At 72.4% G+C, this 18,368-nt stretch carries 13 protein-coding genes and 1 pseudogene; 10 read left to right on the forward strand and 4 right to left on the reverse strand.

Annotated elements, in window-relative coordinates:
* Positions 1-25 precede the first annotated feature (25 nt).
* Complete coding sequence (locus AB0K17_RS20350) at positions 26-1,009, forward strand: TerC family protein (RefSeq protein ID WP_365983742.1); 984 nt, start codon at positions 26-28, stop codon at positions 1,007-1,009.
* A gap of 1 nt (position 1,010) precedes the next feature.
* On the opposite strand, the gene AB0K17_RS20355 is transcribed toward AB0K17_RS20350, so the two are convergent.
* The 3 genes from AB0K17_RS20355 to AB0K17_RS20365 all read right to left on the reverse strand — a co-directional run bounded on the left by AB0K17_RS20355 (position 1,011) and on the right by AB0K17_RS20365 (position 3,801).
* Positions 1,011-2,294 carry an MFS transporter gene (locus AB0K17_RS20355; protein ID WP_365983755.1) on the reverse strand — a complete coding sequence of 428 codons (1,284 nt, stop codon included), beginning with the start codon at positions 2,292-2,294 and terminating at the stop codon, positions 1,011-1,013.
* 144 nt (positions 2,295-2,438) lie between these two features.
* Positions 2,439-3,095 (reverse strand): MBL fold metallo-hydrolase, encoded by a 657-nt coding sequence (locus AB0K17_RS20360; protein ID WP_365983743.1) that lies wholly within the window; start codon positions 3,093-3,095, stop codon positions 2,439-2,441.
* A 10-nt stretch (positions 3,096-3,105) separates the two neighbouring features.
* Positions 3,106-3,801: a maleylpyruvate isomerase family mycothiol-dependent enzyme gene (locus AB0K17_RS20365; RefSeq protein WP_365983744.1), complete on the reverse strand. Its 696-nt coding sequence runs from the start codon at positions 3,799-3,801 to the stop codon at positions 3,106-3,108.
* A 236-nt stretch (positions 3,802-4,037) separates the two neighbouring features.
* On the opposite strand from AB0K17_RS20365, the gene uvrA reads away from it, so the two are divergent.
* Both uvrA and AB0K17_RS20375 read left to right on the forward strand, forming a co-directional pair.
* Positions 4,038-6,938 (forward strand): excinuclease ABC subunit UvrA, encoded by a 2,901-nt coding sequence (uvrA, locus tag AB0K17_RS20370; protein ID WP_365964849.1) that lies wholly within the window; start codon positions 4,038-4,040, stop codon positions 6,936-6,938.
* A 95-nt stretch (positions 6,939-7,033) separates the two neighbouring features.
* Entirely contained in the window at positions 7,034-7,447 is a 414-nt protein-coding gene (locus AB0K17_RS20375; protein WP_365983745.1) for a Rieske (2Fe-2S) protein, read from the forward strand.
* Between the two features lie 263 nt (positions 7,448-7,710).
* On the opposite strand, the gene AB0K17_RS20380 is transcribed toward AB0K17_RS20375, so the two are convergent.
* Complete coding sequence (locus tag AB0K17_RS20380) at positions 7,711-8,655, reverse strand: hypothetical protein (RefSeq protein ID WP_365983746.1); 945 nt, start codon at positions 8,653-8,655, stop codon at positions 7,711-7,713.
* Between the two features lie 257 nt (positions 8,656-8,912).
* On the opposite strand from AB0K17_RS20380, the gene AB0K17_RS20385 reads away from it, so the two are divergent.
* The 7 genes and pseudogenes from AB0K17_RS20385 to AB0K17_RS20415 form a co-directional block, all read left to right on the forward strand.
* On the forward strand, positions 8,913-9,551 hold the full coding sequence (locus AB0K17_RS20385) for a papain-like cysteine protease family protein (protein WP_365983747.1): 639 nt from the start codon (positions 8,913-8,915) through the stop codon (positions 9,549-9,551).
* A gap of 5 nt (positions 9,552-9,556) precedes the next feature.
* Positions 9,557-10,471: a hypothetical protein gene (locus AB0K17_RS20390; RefSeq protein ID WP_365983748.1), complete on the forward strand. Its 915-nt coding sequence runs from the start codon at positions 9,557-9,559 to the stop codon at positions 10,469-10,471.
* A gap of 170 nt (positions 10,472-10,641) precedes the next feature.
* On the forward strand, positions 10,642-12,615 hold the full coding sequence (uvrC, locus tag AB0K17_RS20395) for an excinuclease ABC subunit UvrC (protein WP_365964843.1): 1,974 nt from the start codon (positions 10,642-10,644) through the stop codon (positions 12,613-12,615).
* Positions 12,616-12,712: 97 nt separating this feature from the next.
* The gene (gene rapZ, locus AB0K17_RS20400; protein WP_344437036.1) at positions 12,713-13,645 is read left to right on the forward strand and encodes an RNase adapter RapZ; all 933 of its coding nucleotides are present in this window, start codon (positions 12,713-12,715) and stop codon (positions 13,643-13,645) included.
* Positions 13,642-14,703 carry a uridine diphosphate-N-acetylglucosamine-binding protein YvcK gene (yvcK, locus tag AB0K17_RS20405; protein WP_365964842.1) on the forward strand — a complete coding sequence of 354 codons (1,062 nt, stop codon included), beginning with the start codon at positions 13,642-13,644 and terminating at the stop codon, positions 14,701-14,703. The genes rapZ and yvcK overlap by 4 nt, the downstream gene beginning before the upstream one ends.
* Positions 14,694-15,692 (forward strand): DNA-binding protein WhiA, encoded by a 999-nt coding sequence (gene whiA, locus AB0K17_RS20410; protein ID WP_344437033.1) that lies wholly within the window; start codon positions 14,694-14,696, stop codon positions 15,690-15,692. Before yvcK ends, whiA begins: the two co-directional genes overlap by 10 nt.
* Before the next feature lie 163 nt (positions 15,693-15,855).
* A pseudogene (locus tag AB0K17_RS20415) lies at positions 15,856-18,045 on the forward strand (M14 family metallopeptidase); the annotation flags it as partial.
* Positions 18,046-18,368 lie beyond the last annotated feature (323 nt).

Genomic DNA, 18,368 nt, shown 5'->3' on the forward strand with positions numbered 1-18,368 from the left:
GCCCGTACGACACACCGGAGGAACAGTGGACGTCACCTTGACGCTGTGGGTGCTGACCGTGCTCGGTCTGTGTGCCCTCGTCGCCGCCGACTTCTTCATCGGAGGCCGCAAGCCGCACGAGGTCTCCTTGAAGGAGGCCGGCACCTGGACGGTGGTCTGGGTGGTCCTGGCCGGGCTCTTCGGGCTCGGCCTGCTCGTCTTCGGGGGTGGGCAGCCGGCCGGCGAGTTCTTCGCCGGCTTCATCACCGAGAAGTCGCTGAGCGTCGACAACCTCTTCGTCTTCGTGCTGATCATGTCGAAGTTCGCGGTGCCCTCGATCTACCAGCAGCGGGTGCTGATGGTCGGCGTGCTCATAGCCCTGGTGCTGCGGGCCGGCTTCATCGGCGCGGGCGCGGCCGTCATCGCCAACTTCTCGTGGATCTTCTACATCTTCGGCGCCTTCCTCGTGTGGACGGCGTGGAAGCTGATCCAGGAGGCCCGGTCGGGCGAGCAGGAGGAGGAGGAGTTCGAGGAGAACCGCTTCCTGAAGCTGGTCGAGCGCCGCTTCCCCTCCACCGACCGCTACCACGGCACGCGGCTGTTCGTCGTCGAGAACGGCAAGCGGCTGATGACGCCGATGCTGATCGTGATGCTGGCGATCGGCACGACGGACGTGCTCTTCGCGCTGGACTCCATACCGGCGATCTTCGGCCTCACCCAGGACCCGTACATCGTCTTCACCGCCAACGCCTTCGCACTCATGGGTCTGCGGCAGCTGTACTTCCTGATAGGCGGCCTGCTGCAGAAGCTGGTGCACCTGTCCTACGGCCTGTCGGTGATCCTCGGCTTCATCGGCGTCAAGCTCGTGCTGCACGCGCTGCACGAGGGCGGTGCGGCGGTCCCGGAGATCAGCACCGCCGTCTCGCTCGGCGTCATCTGCGCCGTGCTCGTCGTCACCACCGTCACCTCCCTGCGCGCCTCGGCCCGCAAGGAGCGGGCCGAGGCGGTGCCGGCCGGCTCGCGCGGCTGACTCACGCCGGCGCGGGGTCGACGGCCGGCCGGCGGGCGACCACCGGCCGGGTCTCGGGCAGCAGCAGGAAGCAGCCGAGGCTGAGCAGCGCCATGCCGGTGAGGTAGACGGCCACGCCCCAGGGCGTGCCGTCGCTCCGGGCCGCCGCGGTGGCCACGAGCGGGGTGACCGCCCCGCCCAGCACGCCGGCCAGGTTGTAGCCGACGGCGGCTCCCGTGCAGCGCACCCGGGCCTCGTACAGCTCCGGCAGGTAGGCGCCGACGACGCCGAAGGTGATGACGAAGGCCAGCATGGCGACGACGAAGCCCAGCAGCATCAGGGCCGGCCGGCCGGTGTGCAGCAGGCCGACCAGGGGGAACATCCACAGCGCCACGGCCACGCAGCCGGCCAGGCACAGCGGCCGGCGGCCGAGGCGGTCGGCGGCCAGCGCCACCAGCGGGGTGGCCATGCCCGAGGCGGTGACCGCGACCATGATGCAGACGAGCAGGACGGTGCGGTCCACCCCCAGGCGCTCGCTGCCGTAGGCCAGGGACCAGGTGGTGACGGTGTAGAAGACGGCGTAGCCGAAGGACAGCGCACCGGCCGTCAGCAGCACCAGCCGCCAGTGGTTGCGCACGACCTCGGCCAGCGGCAGGGACGCCCGGGCCTCGCCGGCGGCCAGCGCCCGGAAGTCGGGGGTCTCCTCCAAGCGGCTGCGCAGCAGCAGCCCGGCCGCCGCCAGCAGCCCGGCCACCCAGAACGGCACGCGCCAGCCCCAGCCGAGGAACTGCGCCTGGTCGAGGGTGACCGACAGGGCCAGGGCGATGCCGTTGGCGAGCAGGAAGCCGACGGTCGGGCCGGTCTGGGGGAAGCTGGACCACAGCGCGCGCCGGTGTGCAGGGGCGTGCTCGGCGGTGATGAGCATCGCGCCGCCCCATTCCCCACCGAGCCCCAGGCCCTGCAGGAAGCGCAGGGCCACCAGCAGCAGCGGGGCGGCGGGACCGATGTCGCGGTAGGTGGGCAGCAGGCCGACGGCGACGGTGGCGGCGCCGGTCAGCAGCAGTGAGGAGATCAGGACCGGGCGGCGGCCGAGCCGGTCCCCGATGTGCCCGAAGAGCATCGAGCCCAGGGGGCGGGCGAGGAAGCCGATGCCGAAGGTGCCGAAGGCGGCGAGGGTGCCCATGAGGGGGGAGGCGGTGGGGAAGAACAGCCGGCCCAGGACGAGGGCGGCGGCGGTTCCGTAGGTGAAGAAGTCGTAGAACTCAATGGCGGTGCCGGCCATGGACGCCGCCGCGAGGCGGAGCATGGCCGGTGAAGGGTCCCGGTTCATGTACTGCCCAACTTCCCCGGGCCGCCCGGGAAACGGGGCGCGGGGGAGCGTTGCCGGGGGCGCACCGGAATCGCGTCGTCCGCCTGTTGGGCGGGCGACGCGCTCCCCCTGTGCCGGCTGCTACCAGCCGCGCTCGCGCCACTCCGCGAGGTGCGGGCGCTCGGCGCCCAGCGTGGTGTCGTTGCCGTGGCCGGGGTAGACCCAGGTCTCGTCCGGGAGCTGCCCGAAGAGCTTGGTCTCCACGTCGCCGAGCAGGCTGGCGAAGGCCTCCGGGTCGTCGTGGGTGTTGCCCACGCCGCCCGGGAAGAGGCAGTCGCCGGTGAAGACGTGCGGGTGGCCGTGCGGGTCGTCGTAGATCAGCGCGATGCTGCCCGGCGTGTGGCCGACCAGGTGGCGGGCCGTCAGTTCCACGCGGCCGACCCGGATGGTCTCGCCGTCCTCGACCGGCACGTCAATGGCGACCGGGATGCCCTCGGCGTCGTGACGGCCGGCGTACGTACGGGCGCCGGTGGCCTCCACGACCTCCTGCAGGGCGCCCCAGTGGTCCTGGTGCCGGTGGGTGGTGACCACCGAGGCGATGCCGCTGTCACCGATCAGGGTGAGGAGGGTGTGCGGCTCGGCGGCGGCGTCGATGAGCAGCTGCTCGTCCGTCGCGCGGCACCGCAGCAGATAGGCGTTGTTGTTCATCGGGCCGACCGCGACCTTGGAGATCATCAGATCGGTCAACTCGTGCACGTCCGCGGGTCCGCCGACCTCTACCACTCCGGTGTACGTCATGGAAGTCACCCTATAGCGAGGGAAGTACGGGCAGCTTGACGCCACCTGCTTCCAGCCCCGCGCCGTCGCGCCGGCCCGCCAGCCAGCCCAGCAGGTCGGCGGCGGAGCCGGTGACCGTCAGGGGATCGCCCTCGGCGCGGCCGCTGCTCCACCGGCCGCCGCCGGTCGCCTCCAGCCGCAGCGCGGGGACGTCGGGGTTGCCGGTGAAGCGCTCGGCGAGGAAGCCGATCTCGTTCGCGGTGAAGCCGGCGGGCAGGTCCTCCAGCTCGTAGCCGATGCCGAGGTCGACGTGGTGCAGCTCCACCTCGACCAGGCGGCGGAAGGGGACACGGGCGGCCACGTCGGTGACGCCGCCCCGCAGCTCGACCGTGCGCGTCCAGTCCGCCGGCGCGGCGGCGGCCGCGAAGAAGTGCTCCGCGCTCTCGCGCAGGTCGGTCAGCTGCTCCGCGAGCGGGCGCGGGGCGCCGCGCTCGATGTCGGCCTCGCGGGCCTGCGCACTGGGGTACATCGGACGGCCTTCGAGCACGTTGACCAGGGCGTCGGCGTTGCGGGCCAGGTGGGCCAGGACATGCCCGCGGCTCCAGCCGGGCAGCCGGGACGGCGCGGTGACGACCGAGCCGTCGTGATCGTCCAGGCCGTCGAGTGCGGATACCAGTCGCTCGGTCGCCTCGCGCAGGGAAGCGAGGTCCTGCACATGATCAATCATGGGCCGACCCTAGCTCCCGCCACTCCTTCGGGTGAAGGGATCGGCTCGCGCCCGTAAATCGAATGTGCGTGCTATACGCTCGGGGGTGGCATCGCTTTACGACATCCGCACGACATCCGCGCGGCCCCCTCGTTGTCACAGGCCCCCCGTACTCTGGATCGGGGGCGTGGCATCGGGGGTGCGGCCCACCCTCTGCAGCTCTTCAGAGCCGACTCTCAAGAAAGGTGCCGACCGGCGTGGCTGACCGTCTCATCGTCCGTGGCGCTCGCGAGCACAATCTCAAGAACGTCTCGCTCGACCTCCCGCGCGACTCCCTGATCGTCTTCACGGGGCTCTCGGGGTCGGGCAAGTCCTCCCTCGCGTTCGACACGATCTTCGCCGAGGGGCAGCGTCGCTACGTCGAGTCGCTCTCCTCCTACGCACGGCAGTTCCTCGGGCAGATGGACAAGCCCGATGTGGACTTCATCGAGGGCCTGTCCCCGGCCGTGTCGATCGACCAGAAGTCGACCTCGCGCAACCCGCGCTCGACGGTCGGCACGATCACCGAGGTCTACGACTACCTCCGCCTGCTCTTCGCCCGGATCGGCAAGCCGCACTGTCCCGAGTGCGCCCGCCCGATCTCCCGGCAGTCGCCGCAGGCCATCGTCGACAAGGTGCTGGAGCTGCCCGAGGGCAGCCGCTTCCAGGTGCTCTCGCCGCTGGTGCGCGAGCGCAAGGGCGAGTTCGTCGACCTCTTCGCCGACCTGCAGACCAAGGGCTACAGCCGGGCGCGCGTGGACGGGCAGACCGTCCAGCTCACCGACCCGCCCAAGCTCAAGAAGCAGGAGAAGCACACCATCGAGGTGGTCGTCGACCGCCTGACCGTCAAGGACAGTGCCAAGCGCCGGCTGACCGACTCGGTCGAGACCGCGCTCGGCCTGTCCGGCGGCATGGTCGTCCTCGACTTCGTCGACCTGCCCGAGGACGACCCCGAGCGCGAGCGGATGTTCTCGGAGCATCTGTACTGCCCGTACGACGACCTGTCGTTCGAGGAGCTGGAGCCGCGCTCCTTCTCCTTCAACTCGCCCTTCGGCGCCTGCCCCGACTGCACCGGCATCGGCAGCCGCATGGAGGTCGACCCCGAGCTCGTCGTCCCCGACCCGGACAAGTCCCTCGACGAGGGCGCCATCAGCCCCTGGTCGCACGGTCACACCAAGGACTACTTCACCCGCCTGGTCGGCGCCCTCGCCGACGCGCTGGGCTTCCGCACCGACATCCCCTGGTCGGGGCTGCCGGTGCGGGCCAAGAAGGCCCTGCTCAACGGCCACCGCACCCAGATCGAGGTGCGCTACCGCAACCGCTACGGGCGCGAGCGGGCGTACACCACGGCCTTCGAGGGCGCGGTGCCCTTCGTCAAGCGGCGCCACTCCGAGGCGGAGTCCGACTCCAGCCGCGAGCGCTTCGAGGGCTACATGCGCGAGGTGCCCTGCCCCACCTGCGAGGGCACCCGCCTCAAGCCGATCGTCCTCGCCGTCACCGTGCAGGGCCGCTCCATCGCGGAGGTCTCCGCGATGTCCATCAGCGAGTGCGCCGACTTCCTGTCCGGCATGAAGCTCACCGGCCGCGAGAAGAAGATCGCCGAGCGGGTGCTCAAGGAGGTCAACGAGCGCCTGCGCTTCCTCGTCGACGTCGGCCTGGACTACCTCTCGCTCAACCGCGCCGCCGGCACCCTCTCCGGCGGCGAGGCCCAGCGCATCCGCCTCGCCACCCAGATCGGCTCCGGCCTGGTCGGCGTGCTGTACGTGCTGGACGAGCCCTCCATCGGTCTGCACCAGCGCGACAACCACCGCCTGATCGAGACCCTGGTGCGGCTGCGCGACATGGGCAACACCCTCATCGTCGTCGAGCACGACGAGGACACCATCAAGGTCGCCGACTGGGTCGTGGACATCGGCCCCGGCGCCGGCGAGCACGGTGGCAAGGTCGTGCACAGCGGCCCGCTGAAGGAGCTGCTGAAGACCGAGGCGTCCATGACCGGGCAGTACCTGTCCGGCAAGCGGTCCATCCCCCTGCCGGACGTGCGCCGCCCCGTCGACCCCCAGCGGAAGCTGACCGTACGTGGCGCCCGCGAGAACAACCTGCGCGACATCGACGTCTCCTTCCCGCTCGGCGTGCTCACCGCCGTCACCGGCGTGTCGGGTTCGGGCAAGTCGACGCTGGTCAACGACATCCTGTACACCCACCTGGCGCGCGAGCTGAACGCCGCCCGCGCGGTGCCCGGCCGGCACACGCGCGTGGAGGGCGACGACCTGGTCGACAAGGTCGTCCACGTCGACCAGTCGCCCATCGGCCGCACGCCGCGCTCCAACCCGGCCACGTACACCGGCGTCTTCGACCACATCCGCAAGCTGTTCGCGGAGACGATGGAGGCCAAGGTCCGCGGCTACCTGCCCGGTCGCTTCTCCTTCAACGTCAAGGGCGGCCGCTGCGAGAACTGCGCGGGCGACGGCACCATCAAGATCGAGATGAACTTCCTGCCCGACGTCTATGTGCCGTGCGAGGTCTGCCACGGTGCGCGCTACAACCGCGAGACGCTGGAAGTGCACTACAAGGGCAAGTCCATCGCCGAGGTGCTGGACATGCCCATCGACGAGGCGCTGGAGTTCTTCGAGGCGGTGCCCACCATCGCCCGTCACCTGCGCACGCTCAACGAGGTCGGCCTCGGGTACGTCCGGCTCGGCCAGTCCGCGCCGACGCTCTCCGGCGGCGAGGCCCAGCGCGTCAAGCTCGCCAGCGAGCTGCAGAAGCGCTCGACCGGACGGACGGTGTACGTCCTGGACGAGCCGACCACCGGTCTGCACTTCGAGGACATCAGCAAGCTGATCTCCGTGCTGTCCGGGCTGGTCGACAAGGGCAACACGGTCATCGTCATCGAGCACAACCTCGACGTGATCAAGACCGCCGACTGGGTCGTCGACATGGGGCCCGAGGGCGGCTCCGGCGGTGGCCTCGTCGTCGCCGAGGGCACGCCGGAGGAGGTCGCGGCGGTGCCGGCGAGCCACACGGGCAAGTTCCTGCGGGACATGCTCGGCGAACGCGTCAGCGACGCGCCGGCGCCGCGGCGCAGGACCGCGAAGCGGGCCGCTGCGCGGCGGTAGCCGGTGTTCTCCGTCCCGGGGGCCGTGCCTCCGGGACGGAGACGGACGTCGGTTATTGTCACTGCGTTCCACCGCGCCTCCCCGTTGGAGTCCCCATGACCTCCCCCGCTCGCCGTACCGTGCTGCGCGGAGCGGCCCTCGCCGGTGTCGCCGGGTTCTGTGCCGCCGCCTGCGGGTCGGCGGACGGCCGGGGCGCCGCCCTGCCCACCGCCCCGGTCGAGCTGGGCGCGGCCAGTGAGGTGCCGGTGGGCGGTGCCCGGCTCTACCGGGACCACAAGCTCGTCGTCTCGCAGCCCAGCGAGGGGCAGTACAAGGCGTTCAGCGCGGTGTGCACCCATGCCGGCTGCGTCGTCGACAAGGTCGAGAAGGGGCGGATCAGCTGCCCCTGCCACGGCAGCGCGTTCGACGCCGCCACCGGCAAGGTGCTCGCCGGCCCGGCCGGTGCGCCCCTGCCCGAGTGCCCGGTGAAGGCCGAGGGCGGCCGGCTCGTGGCGGGCCCCGCGGCCTGAGGCCGACGGCGCGAAGGCGCCGAAGGCGCCAGGGCGTGCCCGGCGGATCAGGCAGTGCCCCGTAGGGGCGCGGGGAACTGCGCGATCAGCCACCGACGGCCCGCAGCCGACGAAGCCACCGAGGCCCGGGCGAAGCACAGCACCCTGTCTGCGGGCGCGTGGTGGCTTGTCGCGCCCACGCGGCGGCAGCCGCAGATTTACAACGTCCCGCGCCCCTGACGGGGCGCCGTGGTGGCGCGTGACGAAGATCCGCCGGAGAAGCCCTACGACCAGTCCCAGGAGATCCCCACGATCCCCGGGCGCACCACCTGCTCCACCAGGTGCACTCCGTGGTGCCGTCCCGACAGCGTCAGCTCCTGCTGGCCGCAGCGCGGGGCGCCGGCCCCGGCCTGCTGGAAGCGGCGGCAGCGCACCGGCAGGGCCGCGTCGTCGAAGCGCACCTGCAGGACGTACTGCCCGCCGGCGAAGCTGAAGCCGCGCACGTACTCCCGGCTCGTGCCGCCCGTCGCGTCGTCGAAGCCGTAGCCGAAGACGTAGGTGTCCCCGGCGCGCAGCCGGGCGTCGAAGAGGAGCTCGGCGACGAGCACGCCGGAGGCGGCGTGCCAGCGCACCCGGCCCACCCTGCAGTTCTCCTCGGCGCGCACCACCACGCGGGCCGGGTCGCAGCCCGGGTCGCCGTGGTGGATGGCGAGGTAGCGGTCGACGCCGTCGCGGTGTGCCCGCACCACGTGGTGCGAGTCGCGGCCGTGCAGGACGCGGTCCGGCCCGATGCGGACGCGTTCGAGGTGGCAGACGGTGTGCAGGCCGCCGTCCTGCGGGGCCTCCAGGTCGGCCAGCAGCCGTTCGACGGCCCGGGCCTCCTCCACCAGCGCGCGGTAGGAGCGCGTGGCGGGCCGGCCGGCGACCGGTCGTGCGGCGGCGGGCTCGGCGAGCAGCCGGGTCAGCGCATGGGCGGGCAGGTCGAGGACCTCCTCCAGCATCCGCACGGCCCGCAGGGACTCCGGGCGCCGGGGCCGGCGCAGGCCCTGCTGCCAGTAGCTCAGGCTGGTCACGCCCACCTTGACCCCGCGCTGGGCGAGCCGGTGCTGCACCCGGTGCAGGGCCAGGCCGCGGGCCGACAGGGCGGTGCGCAGGGCGAGATGGAAGGGGCCCGTCCGCAGCGCCCGCTCCAGGTCGGTCCCGTCGGCGCGGGGGGTGCTGCGTGCCATCGCCGTGCTCCTTCGTCCCCCTGGGAAGCCCCCGGCGCGATGTGAACATTCACGATCGGTGGGGGCTGCCGCCCTGGTCGGATTGGTACGGACCATTTGGTGGGGCGCAGGTCGTTCACTTTCCCGTCGAACCGTTCACACCGTGCCCTCAGGCCGTATTGAAACTGGTTGACCGGTCCGCGACAACATCCGATGCTCCTCACACGCGTCCGGACGCGCTCCTCCACCCCACCCCCCAACACGGGAGGAACGCGAAGATGTCCCGTGCTTCGGCATCGGCAACTCCAAGGAAGTCCCGCCCCCGCGGCAGACGGTTCTCCCTCGCCGTGCTCGTCGCCGCCGTCCTGCTCGCCGTCCCCACCACGGCGAGCGCGGCCACCGGCGACCGGTCCGATCTGACGGCGGCCAAAAAGCTCGACATCACCATGCAGGCACAAGAGAAGAGCAACTGGTGCTGGGCGGCCTCCGGCAACACCATCGCCACCTGGTTCGGCCGCACCTACAGCCAGAACCAGTTCTGCAACGCCGCCTTCAACCGCTCACAGGGCACCACCTGCCCCAACAACCAGGCGACACTGGGCAATGTCCAGAACGCCCTGGCCTGGGCGGGCATCAACGAGGGCCTGTACGTGAACGGCTGGCTGCGCTACTCGACCGTGCAGGGCGAGATCAACGCAGGCCGGCCCGTGGAAACGCGCATCCAATGGAGCTCCGGCGGCGGCCACATGCACGTCCTGTACGGCTACGACGAGGCCCAAAGCCTGGTCTACTGGGGCGACCCGTGGCCGTCCAACACCCGCTACAACTGGGCCTCGCACAGCTGGTACGTCGGCGGTGACGGCAGCGGGAACGAACGCTTCTCCTGGACCCACTCGCTCTACCGGATCGGAGCGTGAGGGCGATGCCGCACCCCACCGCACGCACCACCGCACGCACCGCGGCCCGTACGGCCGCCGCCGGCGCCCTGACCGCCGTGGTACTGGGCCTCGCGCCCCTCGCCCACGCCGCCCCGGCACCGGCCGCCCCCCTCGCACCGCCCGCGGACTCGGTCACCGCCGCCCACCGGGCGGCCGAGGCCCCCGCGACGCTGGAGACGCTCGCGCGCTTCTTCGCCGGCGACGGAGCCCACTCCGGTGCCCACGACGGAGCCCGCGGCGCAGGCCGCGGGACCGCCGCCCGGCAGGACGCGCAGCCCCGGATCGACGGCGCGACCGTGCCCGTCTACACGTTGTCGCCCGACTTCGTGGCGGGCAAGGAGGGTGCGCCCCTCGCCCGGCTGGAGTTCCTCGCGAGCGCGGCCGTCTCGGCCGACGGACGCAAGGCGTCGGTGTGGACGGTCCCGGCCGACCTCACCGCCAAGGACATGAACGGGAAGAGCGGCAGCTGGAAGGTCGTCAACATCGCCACCGGCGACGACGAGACGCGCTACGCCGCCGAGGGCGCGCGCAGGCTCGCGGGCGGCACGGTCTTCCGCGAACCGCAGATCGACGCCTGGTACGTCCAGCGCGGCGACCGCGTCCTGCCGCTCGATCCGGACGCCGAGCACGCGATCGGCGCCCGCGGCACCACCGTCGACGCCTACCGCGCCCGCGTCCACCGGGCGTACGGCGACCAGCTGCCCGGCTCGGCCTACGACCGGCGCGGACTGGCCGGCGGCGGGCAGGCCGCCGCACCGGGCGCCGCCGGGCCGGCCACGGCGGCGGCGCAGCAGGATCAAGGGTCCCCGGCGCCGGCCGTACTGGCCGGCGGGGCGGGTGCTGCCGCCGCCCTGGGACTCGCCGCGCTGGCGGCCCGCGGGCGACTGCGGCGCCGCTGACCGGAGACGGACTCCCGCCCGGCCGTGCGGGCCGGGCGGGAGCACCCCCCACGTTCCGCTCCGGTCGCCCTCCGGCCCCGGCGGCACCGGCCGCCGGGGCCGGAACCCGTCCCCCGCCGCCGCGGCCGACCGGGCCCCGGATTGTCACTGCCCGCAAGTAGGGTTGTGGCATGGCCGACCCCAGCAGCTACCGACCCAAGCCGGGACAGATCCCCGACTCGCCCGGGGTCTACAGGTTCCGCGACGAGCACGGCCGGGTGATCTACGTCGGGAAGGCGAAGAGCCTGCGCCAGCGCCTCTCGTCGTACTTCCAGGACCTCGCCGGCCTGCACCCGCGCACCCGCACCATGGTCACCACGGCGGCCTCCGTGGAGTGGACGGTGGTCTCCACCGAGGTCGAGGCGCTCCAGCTGGAGTACTCCTGGATCAAGGAGTACGACCCGCGCTTCAACGTGAAGTACCGCGACGACAAGAGCTATCCCTCGCTCGCCGTCACGTTGAACGAGGAGTTCCCCCGGGTCCAGGTCATGCGCGGACCCAAGAAGAAGGGCGTGCGCTACTTCGGCCCCTACGCCCACGCCTGGGCCATCCGCGAGACCGTCGACCTGATGCTGCGGGTCTTCCCCGTCCGCACCTGCTCCGCGGGCGTCTTCAAGCGCTCCCACCAGATCGGCCGCCCCTGCCTGCTCGGCTACATCGGCAAGTGCTCCGCTCCGTGCGTCGGCCGTGTCAGCCCCGAGGAGCACCGCGAACTGGCCGAGGAGTTCTGCGACTTCATGGCCGGCCGTACCGGTGCGTACATCCGCCGTTTGGAACGGCAGATGCACGATGCCGCCGAGGACATGGAGTACGAGAGGGCGGCAAGGCTCCGCGACGACATAGAGGCGCTCAAGCGCGCCATGGAGAAGAACGCCGTCGTCCTGGCCGACGCCACCGACGCCGACCTGATCGCGGTCGCCGAGGACGAGCTCGAAGCGGCCGTGCAGATCTTCCACGTCCGCGGTGGGCGCGTGCGCGGCCAGCGCGGCTGGGTCACCGACAAGGTCGAGGCCGTCGACACCGCCGGTCTCGTCGAGCACGCCCTGCAGCAGCTGTACGGCGAGGAGAGCGGCGACGCCGTGCCCAAGGAGGTCCTCGTCCCCGCCCTGCCCGACCCGCTCGAACCGGTCGTCCAGTGGCTGGGCGAGCGCCGCGGCTCCCGGGTCGACCTGCGCATCCCGCAGCGCGGCGACAAGAAGGACCTGATGGCCACGGTCCAGCGCAACGCCCAGCAGGCGCTGGTGCTGCACAAGACCAGGCGCGCCTCCGACCTGACCACCCGCTCGCGGGCCCTGGAGGAGATCGCCGAGGCGCTCGCCCTGGACTCCGCGCCCCTGCGCATCGAGTGCTTCGACATCTCCCACCTGCAGGGGCAGGACGTGGTGGCGTCCATGGTCGTCTTCGAGGACGGCCTGGCGCGCAAGAGCGAGTACCGCCGCTTCCAGATCAGAACCTTCGAGGGCCAGGACGACGTCCGGTCCATGCACGAGGTCGTCTCCCGGCGCTTCCGTCGCTATCTGCAGGAGAAGCTGAAGACGGGGGAGTGGACGGAGGAGGGCGACGGCGAGGTCCCGGCGGAGACGGACGAGGGCAGGCCCAAGCGCTTCGCCTACCCGCCGCAGCTGGTCGTGGTCGACGGAGGCAAGCCGCAGGTCATGGCGGCGCACCGGGCGCTGGAGGAGCTCGGCGTCACCGATGTGGCCGTCTGCGGCCTGGCCAAGCGCCTGGAGGAGGTCTGGTTGCCCGGCGAGGACGACCCGGTCGTCCTGCCGCGCACCAGCGAGGGGCTGTACCTGCTGCAGCGCGTGCGCGACGAGGCGCACCGTTTCGCGATCTCCTACCAGCGCAGCAAGCGCGGCAAGAGCATGAAGGCCGGGCCCCTGGATGCGGTGCCGGGCCTGGGCAGCACCCGCAAGCAGGCACTGCTGAAGCACTTCGGTTCCCTCAAGCGGCTGCGCGCCGCGACGGTCGAGCAGATCTGCGAGGCGCCGGGCATCGGCCGCAAGACGGCCGAGACCATCGTCGCGACGCTCGCCGCGGCGGCGCCCGCCGCACCCGCCGTCAACACGGCGACCGGCGAGATCATCGACGACGCGGAGGAATGATGGACCTCCTGCCCTCCGGGCCCGGAGCCCGGAGAAGCAGCAGTATGGAAGAGGAGACGGCGCGGGGGCGCCGTCCGCGGACACGGGGGAAGGCAGCATGAACGCAACAGAGCGGGACGGAGCAACGGTGAGTACGGGCACGACGGCGGACACGGCCGCGGAGACGACGGGCATCCCCGAGCTGGTGATCATCTCCGGCATGTCGGGGGCGGGCCGCAGCACCGCCGCCAAGTGTCTGGAGGACCTGGGCTGGTTCGTCGTGGACAACCTGCCCCCCGCCCTGATCCCCACCATGGTGGACCTCGGCGCCCGCTCCCAGGGCAACGTGGCGCGCATCGCCGTGGTCGTGGACGTGCGCGGCCGCGGCTTCTTCGACAACCTGCGGGAGTCGCTGGCGGACCTGGCGGCCAAGAAGGTCAAGCGGCGGGTGATCTTCCTGGAGGCGTCCGACGACGCCCTGGTGCGCCGCTTCGAGTCGGTGCGCCGCCCGCACCCGCTGCAGGGCTCGGGCCGCATCGTCGACGGCATCGCCGCCGAGCGCGACCTGCTGCGCGAGCTGCGCGGGGACGCCGACCTGGTCATCGACACCTCCAGCCTCAACGTCCACGAGCTGCGGGCGAAGATGGACGCCCAGTTCGCGGGCGAGGAGGAGCCGGAGCTGCGGGCCACCGTCATGTCCTTCGGCTACAAGTACGGTCTGCCCGTCGACGCCGACCTCGTCGTCGACTGCCGCTTCCTGCCCAACCCGCACTGGGTCCCGGAGCTGCGGCCCTTCACCGGCCTGAACGAGGAGGTCTCGGGCTACGTCTTCAACCAGCCCGGCGCCAAGGAGTTCCTCGACCGCTACACCGAGCTGCTGCAGCTCATCGCCGCCGGCTACCGCCGCGAGGGCAAGCGGTACGTGACCATCGCGGTCGGCTGCACCGGCGGCAAGCACCGCTCGGTCGCCATGTCCGAGAAGCTCGCCCACCGCCTGGTCTCCGAGGGCGTGGAGACCGTCGTCGTGCACCGGGACATGGGGCGCGAGTGACCGGACGCAGCTTCCGCATGCGCCGCGTCGGCCGCCTGGTGGCGGGCCGGCCGCGCGGCGACGGGCAGCGGGCCCACCGCCGGCCCGTCCGCGGCGCGCAGCCCAAGGTCGTCGCCCTGGGCGGCGGCCACGGGCTGTCGGCCTCGCTGGCCGCGCTGCGGCGCATCACCGGCGACCTGACGGCTGTGGTGACCGTCGCCGACGACGGCGGCTCCAGCGGCCGGCTGCGCGACGAGCTCGGCGTGCTGCCCCCCGGCGACCTGCGCAAGGCCCTGGCGGCCCTGTGCGGGGACGACGACTGGGGCCAGACCTGGGCCCGGGTGATCCAGCACCGCTTCGTCAGCGAGGGCGAGCTGCACGGCCACGCCGTGGGCAACCTGCTCATCGTGGCCCTGTGGGAGCAGCTGGGCGACCACGTGCAGGCGCTGGACCTGGTCGGCAAGCTGCTGGGCGCGCACGGCCGGGTGCTGCCGATGTCCGCCGTCCCGCTGGAGCTGCAGGCGCTGGTGCGCGGCCACGACCCGGCCGATCCCGACGCGGTCACCACCGTGTGCGGGCAGGCCACCGTGGCGCTGACCCCGGGCGAGGTGCAGTCGGTGCACCTGGTCCCGGAGGACCCGCCGGCCGTGCCGGAGGCGGTGGAGGCCGTGCTGGACGCCGACTGGGTGGTGCTCGGTCCCGGCTCCTGGTTCTCCTCGGTGATCCCGCACCTGCTGGTGCCCGAGCTGCTGCAGGCGCTGCAGGAGACCCGGGCCCGGCGGGTGCTCTCGCTGAACCTCGCGCCGCAACCCGGCGAAACCGATGGCTTCTCCCCGCAGCGTCATTTGGAGGTTTTGGCCCGACACGCCCCTAAACTCGCCCTGGACGTGGTGCTGGCCGACGAGGCCGCCGTGCCCGATCGGGACAGCCTCGGCGAGGCCGCCAAGCGGCTCGGGGCTGCGGTCGAGCTGGCGCCGGTCGCCTCGCCCGACAGCTGCCAGACGCACGACCCGGAGCTGTTGGCCGCCGCGTACGACCGTATTTTTCGGATGCATGGAAGGATCGGCCCATGGCGATGACGGCTGCGGTGAAGGACGAGATCTCCCGGCTCCCCGTCACCCGCACCTGCTGCCGGAAAGCGGAGGTCTCGGCGATCCTGCGCTTCGCCGGCGGCCTGCACCTGGTCAGCGGCCGCATCGTGATCGAGGCGGAGCTGGACACCGGGATCGCGGCCCGGCGGCTGCGCAAGGACATCCTGGAGATCTTCGGGCACTCCTCCGACCTGGTGGTGATGGCACCCGGCGGCCTGAGGCGGGGCAGCCGGTACGTGGTGCGGGTGGTGGCGGGCGGTGACCAGCTGGCCCGCCAGACCGGCCTGGTCGACGGCCGCGGCCGGCCGATCCGCGGGCTGCCGCCGCAGGTCGTCTCCGGCGCCACCTGCGACGCGGAGGCGGCCTGGCGGGGTGCCTTCCTGGCCCACGGCTCGCTGACCGAGCCGGGCCGCTCCTCCTCGCTGGAGGTCACCTGCCCCGGGCCGGAGGCGGCCCTGGCGCTGGTCGGCGCGGCCCGCAGACTGCAGATCGCCGCGAAGGCCCGCGAGGTGCGCGGGGTGGACCGTGTCGTCGTCCGGGACGGTGACGCGATCGGCGCCCTGCTGACGCGCCTGGGTGCGCACGAGTCGGTGCTGGCCTGGGAGGAGCGGCGGATGCGCCGCGAGGTGCGGGCGACCGCCAACCGCCTGGCCAACTTCGACGACGCCAACCTGCGCCGCTCGGCCCGGGCCGCCGTGGCCGCGGGCGCCCGGGTGCAGCGTGCGCTGGAGATCCTCGGCGAGGAGGTGCCCGAGCACCTCGCCGCCGCGGGCCGGCTGCGCATGGAGCACAAGCAGGCCTCCCTGGAGGAGCTGGGCGCCCTGGCCGACCCGCCGCTGACCAAGGACGCCGTCGCCGGCCGCATCCGCCGCCTGCTGGCCATGGCCGACAAGCGCGCCCAGGACCTGGGCATCCCCGGCACCGAGTCGAACCTGGCCGAGCTGACCGAGGAGATGGCCGAGGGCATGGTCGGCTGATCGCACCGCCGTAGGGCGCCCCCGTCACCCCCGTGGTGACGGGGGCGTCGCGTTGTGCGCGGAGGACCGGGGGAGGGGCGCAAAAGGCGTCGTTGACATGATCATGAGACCGCCAAGAGCCTGACCCCCGAATCCCAGTGGCCCACAACGACAAGGGGGGCACATGAGACGCACGACCGGAACGGTCGTCACCGTGGCCGCGCTGTTATTCGGCGGCCTCACGGCAACACCCTCGGCCCACGCCCGCAGCGCCGCACCCGGCGCGGCCGCCGAGACCCCGGCCGGGAACCTGGCGGTGTGGACCGCCGACGTCACCGCCGCACAGGTCCCGCTGCTGCTGCGCGCCGGCGTCGACGGCCACGAGCTGGGCGAGCGCGTCCCCGACGGGGGGACGAAGGCCGTCGAGCTCTACCTCACCCCGTCCCAGGCCCGCGAGCTGAGGCAGCAGGGCATCGGCGTCAAGGAGAAGCGCACCTCCGACGCCGCCCGCAAGCGCCTGACGGCGCAAGGGGACGGCGTCTTCCGCCCGTACAGCGGGAAGAACGGCCTGCAGCAGGAGATCCGGGACACCGCCCGCGCCCACCCGGCCCTCACCAAGGTCGTCAGCATCGGCAGGACGGTGCGCGGCCAGGACATCCTCGCCGTCAAGGTCTCCAAGGACGCCGGCCGCACCCCCGACGGCGCCCGGCCCGCCGTGCTGTACATGTCCAACCAGCACGCCCGGGAGTGGATCACCCCGGAGACCAACCGGCGGCTGCTGCACCACGTCCTCGACCGCTACGGCAAGGACGCCCGCGTCACCCGCATCGTCGATCGCACCGAACTGTGGTTCCTGCTGTCCGCCAACCCCGACGGCTACGACTACACCTTCCAGGGTCCCGCCACCCGCCTGTGGCGCAAGAACCTGCGCGACAACGACGGCGACGGGAAGATCGCCCCCGGCGACGGCGTCGACCTCAACCGCAACTTCCCTTACAAGTGGGGCTACGACAACGACGGTTCCTCCCCGCGCCCGGCCTCCGAGACCTACCGGGGCCCGGCCCCGGCCTCCGAGCCCGAGACCCGCGCACTGGACGCCTTCGAAAAGCGCCACGACTTCGTCTACGCCGTCAACTACCACTCCGCGGCCGAACTGCTGCTCTACGGCGTCGGCTGGCAGGAGGCCACCCCCACCCCCGACGACGTCGCCTACCGGGCCCTGGCCGGCACCCCGGGGAACTCCGCGATCCCCGGATACCACCCGCAGCTGTCCTCCGAGCTCTACACCACCAACGGCGAGGCCGACGGCCACGCGGCGAACGTCAACGGCACGATGATGTTCACCCCCGAGATGTCGACCTGCGCGACCGCCTCGAAGGCCGACACCACCGGCCGCTGGAACCCCAAGGACTGCCCGTCGGTGTTCAACTTCCCCGACGACGAGAAGCTGATCCAGCGGGAGTTCACCAAGAACCTCCCCTTCGCCCTCGCCGTCGCCGAGAGCGCCACCCACCCCGACCGGCCCTCCTCCCCGGTCGGCCTGGCCGCCCCCGACTTCACCCCGCACGCCTTCACCACGTCCTACGCCCACGACGGCCGGCAGACCGTCGCCGTCACCGCCCGCAAGAGCCTGACCGACACGCGCCTGAACTACCGCGTCGACGGCGGCCCCGTGCGCAGCGCCCCGCTGCGCGCCTGGAACGGCGGCGACCGCTACGGTGGTGAGGACAACATCCGCTTCGACGAGTACCGCGCCACCGTCGAGGGCGCCCGTCCGGGCGCGAAGGTCACCGTGTGGTTCACCGGCCGTACCCACAAGGGCGGGTCCGCGGCCGCCGAGCCCTTCACCTTCACCGTGGCCCGCACCGCGCCGCGCGCCGACACCCTGGTCGTCGCCGACGAGGGCGGCACCTCCGCGGCCCGCAACACCGCCACGTACGTGAAGGCGCTCGCCGACAACGGACGCGAGGCGGCCGTGTGGGACGTCGCCACCCAGGGCGCGCCGCCCGCGCTGGGCGTCCTCGGCCACTACGACACCGTCCTGTGGTACGCCACCGGCCGCCCCGACGGGGCCACCCTGCTGGCCGTGCGCGACTTCCTCAACGAGGGCGGCAAGCTGATCACCGCGGGCGTCCGGGCGGGCAGCAGCACCCGGGTCGCCGGTGTGGAGAGCGACGACTTCGCCCGCTTCTACCTGGGGGCCGGCTCGCACACCGCGCAGGCCCGGCCAGGCCGTTTCACCGGTGCGGGTGAGCTCGCGGGCACCACGGCGCACCTCGGACCGCTCGCCTGGGCCGGTGCCTTCAGCCCGCTGTCCGAGCAGCTGCCGCCGGAGACCTTCCCGCAGTTCCGCAGTGCCGCGGCCGGCTCCTACACCCCCGCGGTCGTCACGCAGCGTGATGCAAAGGCGGTGCCGGTGCCGTCCGCGGCGGCCGTCACGACGCGCGACACGGTGCTGTTCGGCTTCGGTCTGGAGCATGTCGCGGACCCCCGCGAGAGGGCTGCGCTGACCGGCGGAGCCCTGCGCGCGATCGGTGGATGAACCCCTTGTTCCGCCCACCTGAGCAGGCCCTCTTTCACCTGCGAGGGGGTCGGACGGGCCCGCGCGGCCAATGTCACGTACCTCCCTTCTTGGAGGTAGGGTCGGTGGTGGTCGGGGACATCCCATACAGCCGCCGGGGCCAGCCCGGCACACCA

This window comes from Streptomyces sp. NPDC049585 (genome assembly GCF_040675615.1).
In the GTDB taxonomy this organism is placed as follows: Bacteria; Actinomycetota; Actinomycetes; order Streptomycetales; family Streptomycetaceae; genus Streptomyces; species Streptomyces luteosporeus.

Excerpts from the sequence above, each read along its gene's own strand:
- AB0K17_RS20355 (WP_365983755.1), bottom strand. The coding sequence starts at position 2,294 with ATGCTCCGCCTCGCGGCGGCGTCCATGGCCGGCACCGCCATTGAGTTC.
- AB0K17_RS20360 (WP_365983743.1), bottom strand. The coding sequence starts at position 3,095 with ATGACGTACACCGGAGTGGTAGAGGTCGGCGGACCCGCGGACGTGCAC.
- AB0K17_RS20365 (WP_365983744.1), bottom strand. The coding sequence starts at position 3,801 with ATGATTGATCATGTGCAGGACCTCGCTTCCCTGCGCGAGGCGACCGAG.
- AB0K17_RS20375 (WP_365983745.1), top strand. The coding sequence starts at position 7,034 with ATGACCTCCCCCGCTCGCCGTACCGTGCTGCGCGGAGCGGCCCTCGCC.
- AB0K17_RS20380 (WP_365983746.1), bottom strand. The coding sequence starts at position 8,655 with ATGGCACGCAGCACCCCCCGCGCCGACGGGACCGACCTGGAGCGGGCG.
- AB0K17_RS20385 (WP_365983747.1), top strand. The coding sequence starts at position 8,913 with ATGTCCCGTGCTTCGGCATCGGCAACTCCAAGGAAGTCCCGCCCCCGC.
- AB0K17_RS20390 (WP_365983748.1), top strand. The coding sequence starts at position 9,557 with ATGCCGCACCCCACCGCACGCACCACCGCACGCACCGCGGCCCGTACG.
- uvrC (WP_365964843.1), top strand. The coding sequence starts at position 10,642 with ATGGCCGACCCCAGCAGCTACCGACCCAAGCCGGGACAGATCCCCGAC.
- rapZ (WP_344437036.1), top strand. The coding sequence starts at position 12,713 with ATGAACGCAACAGAGCGGGACGGAGCAACGGTGAGTACGGGCACGACG.
- whiA (WP_344437033.1), top strand. The coding sequence starts at position 14,694 with ATGGCGATGACGGCTGCGGTGAAGGACGAGATCTCCCGGCTCCCCGTC.